16 protein-coding genes and 7 tRNA genes are annotated in these 16,245 nt (G+C 49.3%); 1 reads left to right on the top strand and 22 read right to left on the bottom strand.

Features of this window, described 5'->3' with window-relative positions:
• Positions 1 to 144 precede the first annotated feature (144 nt).
• Entirely contained in the window at positions 145 to 996 is an 852-nt protein-coding gene (locus tag DVG79_RS13655) for a PPK2 family polyphosphate kinase (protein ID WP_114597222.1), read from the bottom strand.
• Positions 997 to 1,072: 76 nt separating this feature from the next.
• Positions 1,073 to 1,927 carry an SDR family oxidoreductase gene (locus DVG79_RS13660; protein WP_114597223.1) on the bottom strand — a complete coding sequence of 285 codons (855 nt, stop codon included), beginning with the start codon at positions 1,925 to 1,927 and terminating at the stop codon, positions 1,073 to 1,075.
• 124 nt (positions 1,928 to 2,051) lie between these two features.
• Here DVG79_RS13660 and DVG79_RS13665 point away from each other — a divergent pair, with 124 nt between their 5' ends.
• Positions 2,052 to 2,405, top strand: a complete 354-nt coding sequence (locus tag DVG79_RS13665; RefSeq protein WP_114597224.1) for a winged helix-turn-helix transcriptional regulator — start codon at positions 2,052 to 2,054, stop codon at positions 2,403 to 2,405.
• Positions 2,406 to 2,452: 47 nt separating this feature from the next.
• On the opposite strand, the gene DVG79_RS13670 is transcribed toward DVG79_RS13665, so the two are convergent.
• From DVG79_RS13670 to DVG79_RS13770, 20 genes are all read right to left on the bottom strand, one after another.
• Positions 2,453 to 3,445: an NAD(P)/FAD-dependent oxidoreductase gene (locus tag DVG79_RS13670; RefSeq protein WP_114597225.1), complete on the bottom strand. Its 993-nt coding sequence runs from the start codon at positions 3,443 to 3,445 to the stop codon at positions 2,453 to 2,455.
• 66 nt (positions 3,446 to 3,511) lie between these two features.
• Complete coding sequence (locus DVG79_RS13675; RefSeq protein ID WP_114597226.1) at positions 3,512 to 4,408, bottom strand: phosphotransferase enzyme family protein; 897 nt, start codon at positions 4,406 to 4,408, stop codon at positions 3,512 to 3,514.
• The gene (locus tag DVG79_RS13680) at positions 4,405 to 4,887 is read right to left on the bottom strand and encodes a GNAT family N-acetyltransferase (protein ID WP_233494614.1); all 483 of its coding nucleotides are present in this window, start codon (positions 4,885 to 4,887) and stop codon (positions 4,405 to 4,407) included. The genes DVG79_RS13675 and DVG79_RS13680 overlap by 4 nt, the downstream gene beginning before the upstream one ends.
• 14 nt (positions 4,888 to 4,901) lie before the next feature.
• Complete coding sequence (locus DVG79_RS13685; protein ID WP_114597227.1) at positions 4,902 to 5,462, bottom strand: isochorismatase family protein; 561 nt, start codon at positions 5,460 to 5,462, stop codon at positions 4,902 to 4,904.
• A gap of 373 nt (positions 5,463 to 5,835) precedes the next feature.
• Positions 5,836 to 6,435 carry a short chain dehydrogenase gene (locus DVG79_RS13695; RefSeq protein ID WP_114597229.1) on the bottom strand — a complete coding sequence of 200 codons (600 nt, stop codon included), beginning with the start codon at positions 6,433 to 6,435 and terminating at the stop codon, positions 5,836 to 5,838.
• 61 nt (positions 6,436 to 6,496) lie between these two features.
• Positions 6,497 to 7,087: a hypothetical protein gene (locus DVG79_RS13700; RefSeq protein ID WP_114597230.1), complete on the bottom strand. Its 591-nt coding sequence runs from the start codon at positions 7,085 to 7,087 to the stop codon at positions 6,497 to 6,499.
• A gap of 90 nt (positions 7,088 to 7,177) precedes the next feature.
• Positions 7,178 to 8,974 (bottom strand): glutamine--fructose-6-phosphate transaminase (isomerizing), encoded by a 1,797-nt coding sequence (gene glmS, locus DVG79_RS13705; protein ID WP_012369053.1) that lies wholly within the window; start codon positions 8,972 to 8,974, stop codon positions 7,178 to 7,180.
• A 588-nt stretch (positions 8,975 to 9,562) separates the two neighbouring features.
• Positions 9,563 to 10,918 carry a phosphoglucosamine mutase gene (gene glmM, locus DVG79_RS13710; RefSeq protein WP_012369052.1) on the bottom strand — a complete coding sequence of 452 codons (1,356 nt, stop codon included), beginning with the start codon at positions 10,916 to 10,918 and terminating at the stop codon, positions 9,563 to 9,565.
• A gap of 29 nt (positions 10,919 to 10,947) precedes the next feature.
• The gene (locus DVG79_RS13715; RefSeq protein ID WP_114597231.1) at positions 10,948 to 12,234 is read right to left on the bottom strand and encodes a CdaR family protein; all 1,287 of its coding nucleotides are present in this window, start codon (positions 12,232 to 12,234) and stop codon (positions 10,948 to 10,950) included.
• Positions 12,234 to 13,094, bottom strand: coding sequence for a diadenylate cyclase CdaA (cdaA, locus tag DVG79_RS13720; RefSeq protein ID WP_014969179.1), 861 nt, complete (start codon positions 13,092 to 13,094; stop codon positions 12,234 to 12,236). Before cdaA ends, DVG79_RS13715 begins: the two co-directional genes overlap by 1 nt.
• Before the next feature lie 80 nt (positions 13,095 to 13,174).
• Entirely contained in the window at positions 13,175 to 13,789 is a 615-nt protein-coding gene (locus DVG79_RS13725) for an anti-sigma factor (protein WP_114597232.1), read from the bottom strand.
• A 21-nt stretch (positions 13,790 to 13,810) separates the two neighbouring features.
• The gene (sigW, locus tag DVG79_RS13730; RefSeq protein ID WP_026829608.1) at positions 13,811 to 14,374 is read right to left on the bottom strand and encodes an RNA polymerase sigma factor SigW; all 564 of its coding nucleotides are present in this window, start codon (positions 14,372 to 14,374) and stop codon (positions 13,811 to 13,813) included.
• Between the two features lie 126 nt (positions 14,375 to 14,500).
• Positions 14,501 to 15,409 (bottom strand): arginase, encoded by a 909-nt coding sequence (gene rocF / locus DVG79_RS13735; protein ID WP_114597233.1) that lies wholly within the window; start codon positions 15,407 to 15,409, stop codon positions 14,501 to 14,503.
• Positions 15,410 to 15,630: 221 nt separating this feature from the next.
• A tRNA-Ala gene (locus DVG79_RS13740) sits at positions 15,631 to 15,706 on the bottom strand.
• A gap of 12 nt (positions 15,707 to 15,718) precedes the next feature.
• Positions 15,719 to 15,790 (bottom strand) — tRNA-Gly (locus DVG79_RS13745).
• A gap of 6 nt (positions 15,791 to 15,796) precedes the next feature.
• Positions 15,797 to 15,869 (bottom strand) — tRNA-Lys (locus tag DVG79_RS13750).
• 4 nt (positions 15,870 to 15,873) lie between these two features.
• Positions 15,874 to 15,957 (bottom strand) — tRNA-Tyr (locus DVG79_RS13755).
• 35 nt (positions 15,958 to 15,992) lie between these two features.
• Positions 15,993 to 16,065, bottom strand: a tRNA-Thr gene (locus DVG79_RS13760).
• 12 nt (positions 16,066 to 16,077) lie between these two features.
• Positions 16,078 to 16,152: transfer RNA gene (locus tag DVG79_RS13765), tRNA-Glu, on the bottom strand.
• A gap of 2 nt (positions 16,153 to 16,154) precedes the next feature.
• Positions 16,155 to 16,229: transfer RNA gene (locus DVG79_RS13770), tRNA-Asn, on the bottom strand.
• Positions 16,230 to 16,245: the final 16 nt, after the last annotated feature.

The following is a 16,245-nucleotide window of genomic DNA, read 5'->3' on the forward strand; positions in this document are numbered from 1 at the left end:
CTCCAGTACTTGATCGATTCTTCCCTTTGATTATAACAGCGATCCTGCAAAAGAAAGCTGTTTTTCCGCACAACAAAGGAGACAGATGTTAAAGTCTGTCTCCCGTTGTCATCTGAAAACTGATTGCTGCGTCAGTTCGCACACTTATTCATTTTCTAACTTTTTAATCGCTTCATCGAGTTTTTCCTGATCTTCATCCGTCAGCTTCGGATACTGCGGATCGATTTCACGCAGGACGTCATTCATGACCTCTGTCACGATGTAACGTGTGAACCACTCGTCATCAGCCGGCAGGACATGCCAAGGGGCGTGTTCCGTTGACGTATGCGAGACGAGCTCGGCAAAGATATCCTGATACTCATCCCAATGCTCCCGTTCTTCGACATCGCTGAACGAAAACTCAAAGTTTTTCTTCGGATCTTTGATCCGTTCAAGCAATCGTTTTTTCTGCTCGTCTTTTGAGACGTTAAACAGAAACTTCACGACACGGAAGCCATTTTCGACGAGATAACGTTCAAAGTCATTGATTTGACGGTAACGCATCTTCCAGACATCCTGATCGTCCGGCACTTCCTCTTCTTCCAGCAAATCATGGATGCGGGGTGCAATGACCTCTTCGTAATACGACCGATTCAAAATACCGACTTCGCCTTTTTCCGGCAATCCTTCGTGGATTCGCCACAGATAGTCATGTTTTTGCTCCGTATCGGATGGTTTTTTGACAGACAGTGTCCGTAATCCTTGGGCGTTGAGGTTCGAGAAGATATAGCTGATCGCTTCATCTTTTCCGCCGGCATCAATCGCCTGCAAAATGACGAGAACGCCGTTCTTCTCTTCCGCATGCAGACGCCAGTGCAGTTCTTTTAATTCTTCGACGCTTTTCGGAATGTGCTGATCCAGTAACTCGTCTTCGGCAATCCGGTTTTCATCCGACGTCGGGTAGTCTGATAGCTGAATCGATTCACCCGGTGTGACACGGTATTTTTTTATGTCCATGGTAATCCCCCTCGTTTTAAGTACATAAGGGATATTTACCCAAAGCGCCTCATAAAGAAACGTTCAGATGAACTTATTATTGAACGAGTTTCCGTAAGCCATCCTTTAGGGAAACCGGTGACCGACCGAGAATCCGTTCGAAGTCCTGACTCTCAATCGCCAGTGTGCCGGCCGCAATCCCTTCCTGAATCGACTGTAACATCGGCAGTAAAAATTCCGGAACTCCCGCCTGCTGCATGATTGCCGTATAGGTCGCGCTGTCGACTTGCTTCACTTCTACCGGGCGCCCGAGGACCTGTCCGAGTGCTTCTGCGATATCGTATTGCGTGTGCAGAGGTCCTGACAGTTCGTAAATGGATTGTTCCGGTTTCGGATCGACCAGCACCGTCGCAATCGCTTCCGCATAGTCTTCCTGCAATGCCCAGCCGACTTTGCCGTCCCCGGCACTCGTCAACCAATCCTGACCGGCACGGACGGCATCAATCGTCGACTGTTCATTCTCCAGGTACCAGTTGTTGCGGAAAAACAGGAACGGAATCCCCGTCTCGCGAATCAACTGTTCCGTCACCTTATGGGTGCGGGCCAAGAAGTTCTGACTGGTTTCAGCGTTGGCGATACTCGTATAAGCAATCAAGCCGACTCCCGCCGCTTTAGCTGCCTCGACAGCTGCTGTATGTTGACGGATCCGTGTCGCTTCTTCGCCGTCGGTCGAAATGATCAGAAGCCGGTCGACGCCGTCAAAAGTTTGTTGTAACGTATCCGGCGCATCAAAATCTCCCTGACGGACTTCGATCCCGCGCGCAGCAAATGATGCTGCTTTTTTCGGATCACGGACGCTGATTATTACATTCTCCGCTTCGATTTTCGTTAAGAGGTGCTCGACAATTTTTGTTCCCAATTTTCCGGTTGCACCGGTCACAAGTAATTTCATGGATGTAAGCTCCTTTTTAATAAGTTTCTACCTGTATCCAATTGTATTACAGGTGGTACACTATGAGGAGTAGGCACTTTTTCGATACCAGGTCATACAAACCGAACTATAGGAGGAATTCCCGATGAATCAAGCTTCGACAACTGACTCCCCTCTTTCACAACGGACGGCGTGTCCCGTTACCCGAGCCCAGACCATCATGGCCGGTAAGTGGAAAATCGTCCTGCTTTGGCATCTCAGTACCGGAACAAAACGATTTCATGAACTCGAACAGCTGTTGCCCGGGATTTCAAAAGGGATTTTGACGCGCCAATTGCGTGAACTTGAGGCAGACAGCATGATCAACCGGAGAGTCTACCGGGAAGTCCCGCCGAAAGTTGAATATTCCTTAACAGAAATCGGACACAGTTTTCTGCCGATTCTGGATCAGATGGCGGCTTGGAGCAGTCAGCACTTCCCGTCTGATTCCGAATCCTGATTGTCAAAAGAGCGATTTCCATTGACGGAAATCGCTCTTTTTCTCACTCATCGTTCGGTCAGAACCGCTTTGAAATGCGCATCCATTGCAGACGCGACACGTAACCCGGAAATGACGGCACTTTCGACCCGTGTCCGCCCGGACGTATCTTGCGGATCGAGGAACGCATCTCCCGCCAGCCAGAGCGGATGCTGATCGAGCTTCAGGTAAGGTGTACGGAAGACATCACGTGCCTGCGCATACCGCCAACGCTTCAACTGCTTGGAAATCACTTTGACCGGTCCGAGTTGTTCCTGCAACAACCGTTCGATTTCCCCAAGCGTCGCGTCTTCTCCTTTGTCATACCAGACTTCACTCCAGTCACCGGCCATGTAGACACTCAGAAGCGGGGTCGCTGACACTTCTTTTTGCGCATTGTTGACGATTTTCAGCATTCCGGATACAAGACCGTCGTCGAGCAGACCGACTTCACCGAGATCAGGCGATTTCTCCAGTTCAAATAGTCCGACGAACGTCGGCTCAAACGTCACTTTCCCGAGACGGGCGTGATCGGACTCCACCAGCATTAACGGTGAGGCTGCGAGCAGGTCATAGGCTTGTGGAACCGGTGCCGTCAGCAGGATGGCATCATACGTCCGTGTTTGCGCCGCTGCTGTAGTCCGAAGAGCCGGTCCTTCTGCCAAAATCCGTTCGACCTGTTCATTTAAATGAACCGGAATCCCGCGGGCAATCGACTGGACAAGCTGATTCATGCCGTCGACCGCGACATACCGCGGAAAATCATCCCCGAACCATTTGCGGATCAGACCTTGCTCGAGCCACTCGTCGACTTCCTGCGCCAACTCGTCCGTCCGGACCGTAAAGAAGACGGCTCCATGATCCGCTGTCCCCTCGTCAATCCGTCTCGTTGCCATCCGTCCCCCGACACTTTGGCTTTTTTCGATGATCTCGACCGCATAACCTTCCGTCATCAATTGACGGGCCGCAAATACGCCCGCGAGTCCACCGCCAATAATCCCGATCCGTTTTTGTTGTTCCATCCGAACTTCCCCCTCTACTTGTATCATTTCCACAAGTATAGCGGTTCGCACGTCAAACGACGTCTTTTAACGTTCTTCGAATATGCTCGTCCGTTCCAACTCGACCAGTACACGGGCATAGTTGTGATTGAAAAACTGTTGGTGACGGTCCAGTCCGCGTTGCACACACCAGCCGATTCCCGTCAGCGCTTCAAACAGACGGTAGTACGGCAAATAGACTTCAATCGGTTCCGGTGTCCTTACTTGTCCGTACCCCTGTTGATAGGCGTCAAGTAAACCGGATTCGCTCTGGAAGACATCGCGGTCAAGTTTCGTAAAGTCGATCTCCGTCGCTCCAAAACGTGATGTCTCAAAGTCGATCAGTCCGGTCAGTGTTTCGCCGTCCGCGAGCAGGTTGCCGAGCCGGAAATCGAGGTGGACCGCGACAGGTCGGGACGGTTCCGGCAACTCCCGCTCACGTCGGTTCAATTCTGTAAAGGCGGCCTGGTACAGGTCCGGCGAAAGAATCTGGCGAATCGCTGGTTCGAACGACGTCATTTTTGCATTACGGAAGACACGCCAGTCCTTTGAGGTAAACGCGCTGAAGCCGTCCTCGGCAAAATCGCCGTAAGTATCGCTTGTACACGTGTGGAGTGTTGCATGCAACTGTCCGATTTGCGAAGCCAGTGCCGGTGTCACTGTTTCGATCGTCGTCCCGGCAAGTGCTTCGAGCACAAACGCACCCGTCGTCTGCCCGGTCGGTCGTGCTGCCATGAGAATCTTCGGGACAGCAACACGACTGGCTAAATACGTTAACCAACCGTTTTCCCGGTACCACTTGTCAGCGGTATAAGGCCGTTTCAAAAAGACGGTCCGACCGTCGCTCAGTACTAACCGGTCGACGTCTGAACTGTATGAATCGGTGACCGGAAAAATCTCTGCGACATCGAGATCAAACGCTTGAATCCACTCTTCGCGGGTCATGAGGATTCCCCCAGTCGTTTCTCGAGGATTTCACCAGGCAGCCCGTCAATCGGTCCAACATACGTCGACTGGAATCCAAGATTCGTCAAAATTTTTCGCGACGCGAGATGATTCGGATCAATCGTTGCCGTGACGACGGTCAATTCGTGTTCCGTTGCCAGTTCGAGCAACCGTGTGGCGAGCAATGATCCGTAACCGTGACCCCACTGTTCCGGCAATAATATGTAGCCGAGTTCCGCTTCAAACGGTTGCCGTGTATCCCGTGTAACATGACCGATGCCAATCCATGTCGCGTCCTGATAGACGAGGTATGATCCGAGACGGTCGTGCCGCTGTTGCTCGATGATCGACGCGAACCGCCGTTTGGCTTCTGTTTCGGTTAAGGGATGTTCTGTGATATAGCGCATCACCCGCTCATCCGTGACGAGTGTCGCGTAGGCGGGATAATCCGCTTCTTCCATTTTTCGTAGTTCAATCATGAGGTCGCTCCTTTTTACGTTCTATAGTGATTGTGGATGGGTTCAAACAACTTCTCCGTTGAGGGACGGACCACCGCAAAATGTTCGACATTGTAGTGTCCGTGCAAGACTTGATTGTGATGGGCAATCATCTGTTCCGCCGATAAGACATCCGAGCCGTTTGTCGTATGTCCGTCGGCGATCAGGGTCACATCAAACCCGTTGACTGTCGCACTGCGGACTGCCGTATCGATGCAGTGTTCCGTTTTACAACCGAGAATAATAAGGTGTTCGACCTGCGCCTGTTTCAAATGTTCCAGCAATGGTGTTCCATGAAACGAATTCGTGGCCGCTTTGTCGAACGTGACCGCCTGATCCGGAATCTGAATCGAAGAATGAACTGCAAAACCGGGCCCTTGTCCGTTCGCGACATCGAGATCACGGATGAAAACGATGGCATGACCTTGAGTGTCTGCTTCCTGTACCACCTGATTGATGACTTGAATGACATTTTCCTTTCCGTATACGCCGGACTCTTCCGCTGTCCCCTCGACAAGATCCTGTTGAAAATCGATGACGAGCACTGCTTGTCGCATTTGTATGGACCTCCTTTTGATTTCTTTACTTTCCTCTTTTCCCTTTTCGGTTGGAAAATCCTGTTTTTTGTGATGGATTTCAAGCCGTGCTGAAACTTTTTAACTCCCTGATTCGTTGAATAAGACGACGGAAAGGATGTGATGTATGGAATTGTTATCGCTCTTTTTTCTGACATTCATCATCGTCTTGGCTGTGAATCTGTTTCTCGACAAGATGATCATGAACCGTGAGATGACACGACATGTTTTGTTAACTAATCTCTTTATCTGCTTTTTGATTTCATTGGTTCTGCTAAATATCTTCTATTTGCAATCTTTGATGAGCTGAAAAACAAGACCGCCCACTTGATATAAGTGAACGGTCTTGTTTGATTTAATAAACTTCGTAGTTTTGTCCCGTTTGTGCCCCTTCGACGCTTTTCTCAAATGCTGTCGCGACACGCGATGCCGGAACAGCTTCGAAACCGCGGAAAAATGGTCCATACTTCTCGAGTGACTCAATCAAAACGTTTGGACTGACACTGTTGATCCGGATCCCCCGTGGCATCTCAATCGCCGCGGCATGGACAAACGCTTTGACACCGCCGTTTGCAAGGGCCGCCGACGCGCCTTGCCGAATCGGATCGTCCATCATGATACCGGTCGTCAATGTGAAACTGCCTCCGTCGCGGACGGCGTCCAGTCCAAGCAACACCAGATTAACCTGTCCTTTCAGTTTGCTGTCAATTCCGATCTGGTTTAATGCCGGTGTCAAATCCGTCAACGGTCCGAAATGCGCTCCGCCGGTTGCACTGATGACGGCATCAATCGGACCGACTGTTTCATACATCGCTCGGATACTGTCTTCCGACATGATGTCGACTTGGACATCCACACCCGTCCGCCCGGCCTGGATGATTTCATGCCGCTCCCCTAATTGTGCGACGACGGCTTGACCGATTGTTCCGCTCGCACCAACCACTAAAATTCTCATTTCTTTATCCCCCTTCTGATCTAAGCTATGTGTTCAGCCTACCGTAAATCAGCAGTTTTTTTCAAGAATGAGTACGATATGTGCGATAGAACTGAGCAATCCGGAAGCCGACATAATCGGAATTCCATAACACAGGATAGACTGTCCGCTGATGCAGGTCCCAATAGCTGATGATGCGTCGTTCAATTCGTTGCAGATAACGATCGTTTGCTGCGGCAAAAGTTCTCAGCTGTTCTTCGGACCAGGTCTGCAACATCGGTTCGATCCGTTCGAGAATCTCGCGGACGTATTCGCCTGTCAGTTCAATTAAATAAAGCAGTACCCAGTCTGTTTTTGCCTGTTCCTGTTTTAGTCGTTGAACATATTTTTCCCGGATGAACCCATCGTGATGACGGGTGTACATGCAGTACAGCAACCAGCGTTGAGTTTCGGACAGTCTCTGGATTTCTTTTTCTGTTACTTCTTCTAAGTAGAGCCGGGACGGAAGAGTTAATGGCTCTCCGTAAAACGTGATGTCAATCGTACCCCAGGTTATCGGTCTAAAGAACCGGTGCGGCAAAAGACGGATGACCGCCTGAACGTCTTTCGTACAGGCTTTTGGAAAGGCCTGAATCCAGATTGATTTCTTATGATGTAGACAGAGGTTTAACATGATTCACCTTCCCCTTAGTTAAACTTAATGTTTTATGTAAAGAAATACCCTTTCAGATTTTCGAATCTGAAAGGGTATTGAATGATTTACTTATTCAACCGTTACTGACTTCGCCAAGTTACGTGGCTTGTCGACGTCACAGTCGCGACCGAGTGCCGCGTAGTACGAGATCAACTGAAGCGGTAAAACAGACAAGAGTGGTGACAAGAGCGGCTCGACTGCTGGGATGACGAATGCATCCGTCGGCAATTCGAGACCTTCTGCTGCGATGACACACGCGTTCGCACCACGTGCGACGACTTCCTTGACGTTGCCTCGGTTGTTGAGGTGAACGTGTGGTTGTGTCACGAGGGCGATGACCGGTGTGTTGTCTTCGATCAAAGCGATTGGACCGTGTTTCAATTCGCCGCCGGCGTAACCTTCTGCTTGGATGTACGAAATTTCTTTGAGCTTAAGGGCCCCTTCCATTCCGACATACGCATCTTGACCACGACCGATGAAGAACGCATTGCGTGATTCAGACAAGTATTCTGAAGCGATCTCTTGGAACCGTTCTTTTTGTGACATGACGGACTCCATTGCGCTTGAGATTTTCCCGAGTTCTTTCATGAGATCGAAGTTCACGTCGACACCTTTTGCTTGAGCAAGGTCAAACGCAAGGACTGCGAGAACAGCGATTTGCGCTGTGTACGCTTTTGTTGACGCTACGGCGATTTCAGGACCTGCATGCAACAAGAGTGTTGCGTTTGCTTCACGTGATAACGTTGATCCTGCAACATTCGTGATTGTCAGTGCCGGGTGACCGAGTTTTTTCGCTTCAACGAGAACCGCACGACTGTCCGCTGTTTCACCTGATTGTGAAAGGAAGAGGAACAGTGGTTTCTCAGTCAAGAGCGGCATGTTGTAGCCGAACTCAGACGAGATGTGGACTTCTGTCGGGATACCCGCGATTTGTTCGATCAATTGTTTTCCGATCAATCCTGCATGGTAGCTCGTTCCGCAACCGATGATGTAGACACGGTCACGTCCGAGGACTAAATCACGGACCGATTGATCGAGTGTGATTTCGCCTGACTCGTTTTGGTATTTCTGAACGATATTCCGGATAACAGCCGGCTGCTCGTCCATTTCTTTGAGCATGTAGTGCGCGTACGTGCCTTTTTCGATGTCTGATGCATCGATTTCTGCTGTATACGCCTCACGCTCTTTGACGTTTCCGTCTAAGTCCTGGATTGTAACACTGTCACGCGTCAAGATAATCATTTCGCCGTCATGCAACTCAACGAACTGATCCGTGACTTGAAGCATTGCCATTGCGTCAGATGCGACGACGTTGAACGTACCGTCACCGAGACCAACGAGAAGCGGTGATTTGTTTTTAGCGACGTACAAGACATCCGGGTTTTCAGCATCAATCAACGCAAGTGCGTATGAACCGTGAAGCACACGAAGTGTTTGACGGAATGCTTCGACGACGTCATTTGTTTCAGCAAAGTTCTTTTCGATCATCTGAACGATGACTTCTGTATCCGTGTCGCTGAGTAAATCAACATTGAGTTCTGCTTTTAACTGCTCATCGTTTTCGATGACACCGTTATGCACGAGTGTGAAACGTGATGAAGCGCTTTGGTGCGGGTGAGCATTCGGTACACTCGGGACACCGTGTGTCGCCCAACGTGTGTGACCGATTCCGACAAGACCGTCTGCTTCTGCAGGAACGACTTCGCGTAGCGCAGCAATCCGGCCGACTTCTTTATGGACTTGAACGCCGTCGTTGACGAACGCAAGACCAGCCGAATCATAACCGCGGTACTCGAGCTTTTCGAGTCCCTTTAATAAAATTTCCTTTGTGTTAACCTGTCCGATCATACCTACGATACCGCACATAATACATTCTCTCCCATTTACAAGTATTTCCCTGAAGAGGAAACGGCTCTTGTCGAGAGTTGTCATCACGCATCTGCCTGTCCGTCTAATCACTTAAACGATTTCAGATGAGTTTACGGTACTGACATGGTACCGGGAGGCATCCGCCGAATGATTCGATAAACCCCCACCTCGTCAGCTGCCTATCACATAGTCAGCCCTGGCGCTTTCACTTCTGTCCGACCCCGTTTCTGTCCGACTTTACAATCATACGAACTTTATTTAGAAAAAGCAAGAAAGGTAACGTATTTGTAACTATTCCCGATATTTTTCTAAACGATACCTCTAATACCTAGATTCTGTAAAAAACGTTCGTTTTTTTACTTTGCTTTTTGGATTATCGATGATTCTGTCACAACAGAAGTGCTGTATCACGCGACTTCTACAGGAAAAGGAAGCTCTGCTTCCGTCAGGAACAGGCAAGACCCGGTGACAGCCAGCTCGCGTTCCGCCTGAGAAAAGCGTGTGAAAACAGCATTTCGTCACCGTTCCCCTGAAAATCGTCCCAACAAAAAAAGGAGCAGATTTTCATCCGCCCCTCCGATTTACTCAGTTTTCTTGTAACGCGTAGTTTTCACGGACGACGTTTGCAATCCGCTCGACATACATGTCACATGCTTCTTGCGTCGGTGCTTCTGCCATGACACGGACAAGTGGTTCTGTCCCTGACGCGCGGACGAGGATCCGACCGTTGCCGGCCATTTCCGCTTCCACTTCGGCAATGATTGCTTGGACGGCCGGACCGTTCATCGCGCCGTTTTTATCCGACACGCGGATATTGACGAGACGTTGTGGGAAGACCGGCATTTCGGCTGCAAGTTCCGACAACTTTTTGCCTGTCGCTTTCATGATTTGCAGAAGTTGAACGCCTGAAAGCATTCCGTCTCCTGTTGTGGAGTAATCCATGAAGATGATATGACCCGACTGTTCCCCGCCGAGTGTATAGTTGTTTTTACGCATTTCTTCAACGACATAGCGGTCACCGACTGCTGTCTGTAATGCTGTCATGCCGTGTTCTGCGACCGTCTTGTGGAAGCCGAGGTTACTCATGACTGTTGCAACGATCGTATTGTCTTTTAAGCGGCCGATTTCATTGAGGTATTTTCCGCAGATGAACATGATTTTATCGCCGTCGACGATTTTACCGTTCTCATCGATTGCAATCAAACGGTCGCCGTCGCCGTCAAATGACAGACCGACGTCTGCGCCTTTTTCAAGGACGAAGTCAGCTAAATGTTCAGGGTGCGTCGAGCCGACACCTTCGTTGATGTTCAAACCGTTTGGTGTCGTTCCGATTGTCGAGACTTCCGCTTCGAGATCACCGAACAGACGTGGTGCGAGGCTTGATGTTGCACCGTGCGCGCCGTCGATGGCGACATGGATACCAGAGAAATCTTCATCTGATGTCTGACGTAACATGTGAAGGTACTTTTGTGCGCCTTCATAGTAATCGTGGACGAATCCAAGCTCTTTACCGGACGGACGTGGCAACGTATCTTCCGCTTCGTCAAGCAAGCCTTCGATTTCAAGTTCTGTTGCATCATCGAGCTTGAAGCCGTCTGATCCGAAGAATTTGATTCCGTTGTCTTCGACCGGATTATGTGACGCGGAAATCATGACGCCTGCTGTCGCATCCATCGTCTTCGTCAAGTATGCGACACCCGGTGTCGAGATGACACCAAGACGCATGACTTCCGCTCCGATTGACAGGAGTCCGGCAATCAAGGCATTTTCAAGCATTTGTCCAGAGACACGTGTATCGCGGCCGATTAAGACTTTCGGACGTGTGCTTTCGTGTTTCGTTAAGACATACCCGCCTGTCCGACCGAGACGATATGCCAGTTCAGGTGTCAATTCTACGTTTGCGACGCCGCGAACGCCGTCAGTTCCAAAATACTTACCCATATACTATTTCCTCATTTCACAAAGTTGATTTAATTGGCTTGAACCGATGTCCGGGGAATCGCTTTGAGCGTGATATCCATATTATCCGGACGAAGAACGTCAAACGCTTTTGACGTCTGATAAGAAATCGGTAAGCCGTGTGTACCTTCTTTTAAGCCGGTCACATCAATGACCGCTTTAATGTCTGTTGCATCAATCGATGCAAGATCCGCTTCACTTCCACGGACGACAAGATCAATCGTTTGTTCGTAATCAATCGTATACTTCGACTCATCAAATCCGTTTAGCGTTACCGTGACACCGGAAATTGTTTTTTCGGCCCGATCCTCGACAGTTTCTGTCGTCGCTTTGGCATTTTCCTTCTCGACAACGATGCTGACTGTAATCGAAGTCGGTTCCATCGCTGTCACGTTGTTCGGCTCAATCAGTTTGATCGTCCGATCGACCGTCTTCGTTAATCCTTTTAAGGAAACGGCTTCCGTCGACACGGAACCGATCCGCGACAACTCTTCTTTTGTTCCGTATAATCGGGCTTCTGTCGTAACGGGAACAATCTTGACGACTTTATACCCTTTTTTGACAGCATCTTTTGTTTCGACGTTAATCGGAACCGTTTTACTTTCTTTATAGACCGGAACGGTGACGTCCAGTTGTTCCGGATCATAAGTAGCACTGATGGCATTTCCGTTCGCATCCGTCGCCTTGACGTTGAAGGACTCCGTAAACGTCTCCGCCCGACCCGTCACATCGATCGGAACTTGGATTGCTGTAATGGCCTGAAGCTTTTCTGCCCCGCCGGTCACGGAGACCGTTTGACGGGTCGGCTGTGCTTCACCGACGACATATCCTTCAGCGATTTTATTTTTGTTCAGCAACGCTACTTGAACAGGAACTTCTTTCGTGACTTTTTTATCAAGGAACACTTCAATCGTTTCCTGTTTTGGTGTCACTTCGACATCTTTGCCAAATCCGTTCGCTGTCAACCGAACACGATGATAACCGGGATCAAGTCCTGTCAAATCAATCGACAATCCAAAATCTTTGACGAGTCGAAGCATCGTTAAGCTACTCGACGGACCTTTGACCGTCGTTTCAATCGTTTTTGGAATATTATAGGCGACCCACTGCGTTTCATCATAATTCACTGTCACCGGTACGTCAAACTTCGTTGAGCCTTGACCGGCGATTGGTAACAGACTCGCCGCATCACTTTTACCGGTCGTATTTGATCCTGCGACCATCAGATAGAGCATGACGGCGAGCAACACCGCAACGATGCGGAGAAACCAGCGTTCATTGAACCATTTTTCGAACATTATTTTTTCGCCCCCATCCAGTTCAAGAAGGAAGTATTCGTCGGTTCGACTTTGACGATCGTCTCAAGCAGCTTCGTCCGGAGCGATTCTTCATCGAGTTCCCGGTAGAGGCGACCATTGATGGCAAGTGAGACGCCACCTGTTTCTTCCGATACAACCAGTGTGACGCTGTCCGTCACTTCGCTGACACCGATTGCTGCCCGGTGACGCGTCCCGAGATCTTTTGAGATATGTGCACTCTCAGAAAGCGGCAGGTAACAAGCAGCGGCTGCCAGTTTCCCTTGTTGGACGATGACCGCTCCATCATGCAGTGGTGTATTCGGAATAAAAAGATTGATCAATAACTGGCTCGTAATTTGTGACCCGAGCGGAATACCCGTTTCAACATATTCACTGAGACCCGTTTCCCGCTCAATCGTCACGAGTGCTCCAATTCGGCGTTTGGACATGTATTGAGCAGATGTCACGAGCGCATCGACGATCCGGACTTGTTCATCTTCGTCACTGATGGCACTCCGCGAAAAGAATTTACTCGTTCGACCGAGGTGTTCGAGCCCCCGGCGTAACTCTGGCTGGAAGATGATGATAATCCCGAGCAGACCATACGTAATGATTTGATTCAACAGAAATTGTAATGTCTTCAGTCCGAAGAATCCGCTTAAGAACCAGCTGATCAAAATAACAGAAATCCCTTTAATCAATTGGACTGCTTTTGTTCCTTTGACAATGATCATCAAACGGTAAATGACGAATGTCACGACCGCGATATCAATCACATCATTAATATAATCGTACCAATGTACGTTTTCTCCCAGTTTCAACAATTGAAATTGAAGTGGTTGCCAGTTGAAGTAATTCACCAACCGTGCCCCCTATCTCATCTGATTTAAACAGCTTTCATTATAGCACAAAGGGACGAGTTAGACTCGTCCCACTTGACTCATTCAAAGATTCGTTTAATTCCGTACCAGACCCGCTCAAAGAGTTGATCAATTTGTTTGATTTCGCCTGTGACGTTTCCGGCACTCGCGGTATACGCTTTGCCGTCAACAGTCATCACGTCTCCATTGACCTTGCCTTCAATCCGGACATTGCCGCCTTCGACATAAAGATCCTGGTTGACGGTAACGCCTTCCGGTACAACAACTTCGCCGTTCTCTGCGACGATTCCCGGTACATTCGTATACGATAAGTCATGTTCTTCCTGTGTCAGGTAGCCGCCGAGACTACCGACCGACAGTAACATGAAAATCGAAGCTGCCGCAAGCAACGGGTACTGTTTCATTTTCCCGCCAAAACGGGATGTTTTCCTAAGCGGAGTCACATTCGGTTGGTCCACCTGTTCGGGCAGTTGTGCCAGCACGCGGGATGTAAAATCCGCCGAAAGCTTGGGTGCTGAAAGCGCGCGTAACTCTGCATCGAGGAGCCGATACTCTTCGAACTCGTCCATCGCATTCGCTTCCCGTAACTCCGCTTCAAGTCGTTTGAAGTCTTCTGGAGGTTGGTTTTGGTCTAAATAATCCTGTATCCGTTCATACACTTTTTCTCGTGTCATGGTGAGTGCCTCCTTCTCATCTCATCGTTTGCCGAAATGCTTTTTCAGCGCTTCGCGTCCCCGATGAATTCTGGTTTTAACTGTAGCGACGGGTAAATCGATCATCTCACTGATTTCTTTAAGCGAAAGATCTTCAATGTATTTCAAAACAAGTGGAACCCGGTATTTTTCCGGCAAGCCCGCAATAGCTTCCCCCACATCTTGTCGTTGTTCAGAATCAATGACTTGATCCTCCGGCAACTGGTCCTTGCTTTCAAGCTGGGAATACAACGTTAGTCCTTCAGTCCCTGACATCTCAGCATCAAGAGAATAATCCGGACGTTTTTTGCGGAGCCGGTCAATCGAAACATTCGTCACGATTCGATACAACCAAGTCCGGAACTTCCACTGGGCATTGTACGATTCAATTTTTGTGAACACGCGGATAAAGGCTTCCTGGGTGGCATCTTCTGCTTCCATGCGATCCCGTAAAACACGGAAGGCGACTAAAAAGGCCCCTTCTTTATATAGATCAACAAGTGCCGCGAATGCATCACGGTCTCCCTGCTTCACTCGCTCAATCAAGCGTAGTGTTGTTTCTTCCACTTTAAATACCCCCCGCTCTATGCGGTCAATCTCTTATACGGAGTCGACCTACATAATGTTTCATCTCAATTTGAATTGTAACAAAAAAAACTTGAACCCTGACGAAAAGAGTTCAAGTTCTATCCATTATTTTACTAAACGATGGGTCCGCATATACTGGAGCAAGTTTCCAATCAACTCATTTGCAAGAATCGCCGTTCCGTTTCCTTCTTCGAGTAATGGATTCACTTCTACGAATTCGGCGGCGATGAACTCGTCCTGCTCGGCGCAATGACGTAAGACCGTCTGCGCATCATCGAGCATGATTCCGTCTGCGACCCGTGTACCGGTTCCTTCGACAAGGCTTGGATCGAGTCCGTCCATATCAAAACTGAGATAAAATGCATCCGTTGTTTCTTTTAAATAGGCAACTGCCTCTTCCATGATAGCATCCATCCCGCGTGTCCGAATCGCTTCCATATCATAAACACGAATACCAAGACGGTCAATCAGTTCCTGTTCTCCTGCATCCACATCGCGTAAACCGATAAAGACAAGGTGTTCCGGTTGCAGTTTAACCGCATCTCCGCCAATTTCCGTTAAGCGCCGGTGTCCTTCACCTAGGGCAACAGCCAGCGGCATCCCGTGAATGTTACCGGATGGAGAAGTCTCAGGTGTATTCAAGTCCCCGTGTGCATCAAACCAGATAACACCAAGACGTGGTACGACTTGCCGCAGACCGGCAATCGTTCCGATGGCCATGCTGTGATCCCCTCCGACGAGTAACGGAAAACGTTGCTCTGTCAGCGCCTCACGTACAAGTAAGTGTAAATCGTTTGTCGTATGGACAACGCCTTCCAGACGTTTCAGCTGCGGATCTTCTTCCCGGACAGCATCTTCAGACAAAACAGCCGCTTCCCCATAGCGAACTGCTTCCTGTCCATGTACTGCGAGTGTTTCGAGTAATCCTGCCTGTTCAACAGCAGCCGGTCCTTGCTCTGTCCCCGGTTTTCCTTGACCATAACGATACGGTACGCTGATATATGCAATGTTCATCGACGTGTTCCCCTTTACTCAGTAAGTTACCTTAATTGTAAGCGGTAACAAGACAGTGGTTCAACTCGACACGGTGACGCATGATTATACAAGATCAGACGACAAAAAAGCACCGTGAGAAACTCTCACAGTGCTTTCGCGTACGTACGTGAATTACAGGCATTTCAAGTATAAAAAAACTTAAGACGAACGAAACTCGCTTAAGATCTTTAAGCAAAATTTGGTGGAGCCTAGCGGGATCGAACCGCTGACCTCCTGCGTGCAAGGCAGGCGCTCTCCCAGCTGAGCTAAGGCCCCAAAAACATAAAAAGCGGAAGACGGGATTCGAACCCGCGACCCCGACCTTGGCAAGGTCGTATTCTACCACTGAACTACTTCCGCAAAATATGAGCCATGCAGGATTCGAACCTGCGACCCTCTGATTAAAAGTCAGATGCTCTACCAACTGAGCTAATGGCTCGACATGGTGGGGGGGGGCGGATTCGAACCGCCGAACCCGAGGGAGCGGATTTACAGTCCGCCGCGTTTAGCCACTTCGCTACCCCCCCAGTTTGTCTAGGAACTATACAATTTAAAAAAACAGTGCCGGCAACAGGAGTCGAACCCGCGACCTACTGATTACAAGTCAGTTGCTCTACCAGCTGAGCTACACCGGCAAAAAATAAAAATGGTGACCCGTACGGGAATCGAACCCGTGATACCGCCGTGAAAGGGCGGTGTCTTAACCGCTTGACCAACGGGCCATTGGCTCCGCAAGTAGGATTTGAACCTACGACCTACCGGTTAACAGCCGGTTGCTCTACCACTGAGCTATTGCGGAATAAATAAAAAGAATT

Source organism: Exiguobacterium sp. RIT594 (assembly GCF_003339585.1).
In the GTDB taxonomy this organism is placed as follows: domain Bacteria; phylum Bacillota; class Bacilli; order Exiguobacteriales; family Exiguobacteriaceae; genus Exiguobacterium_A.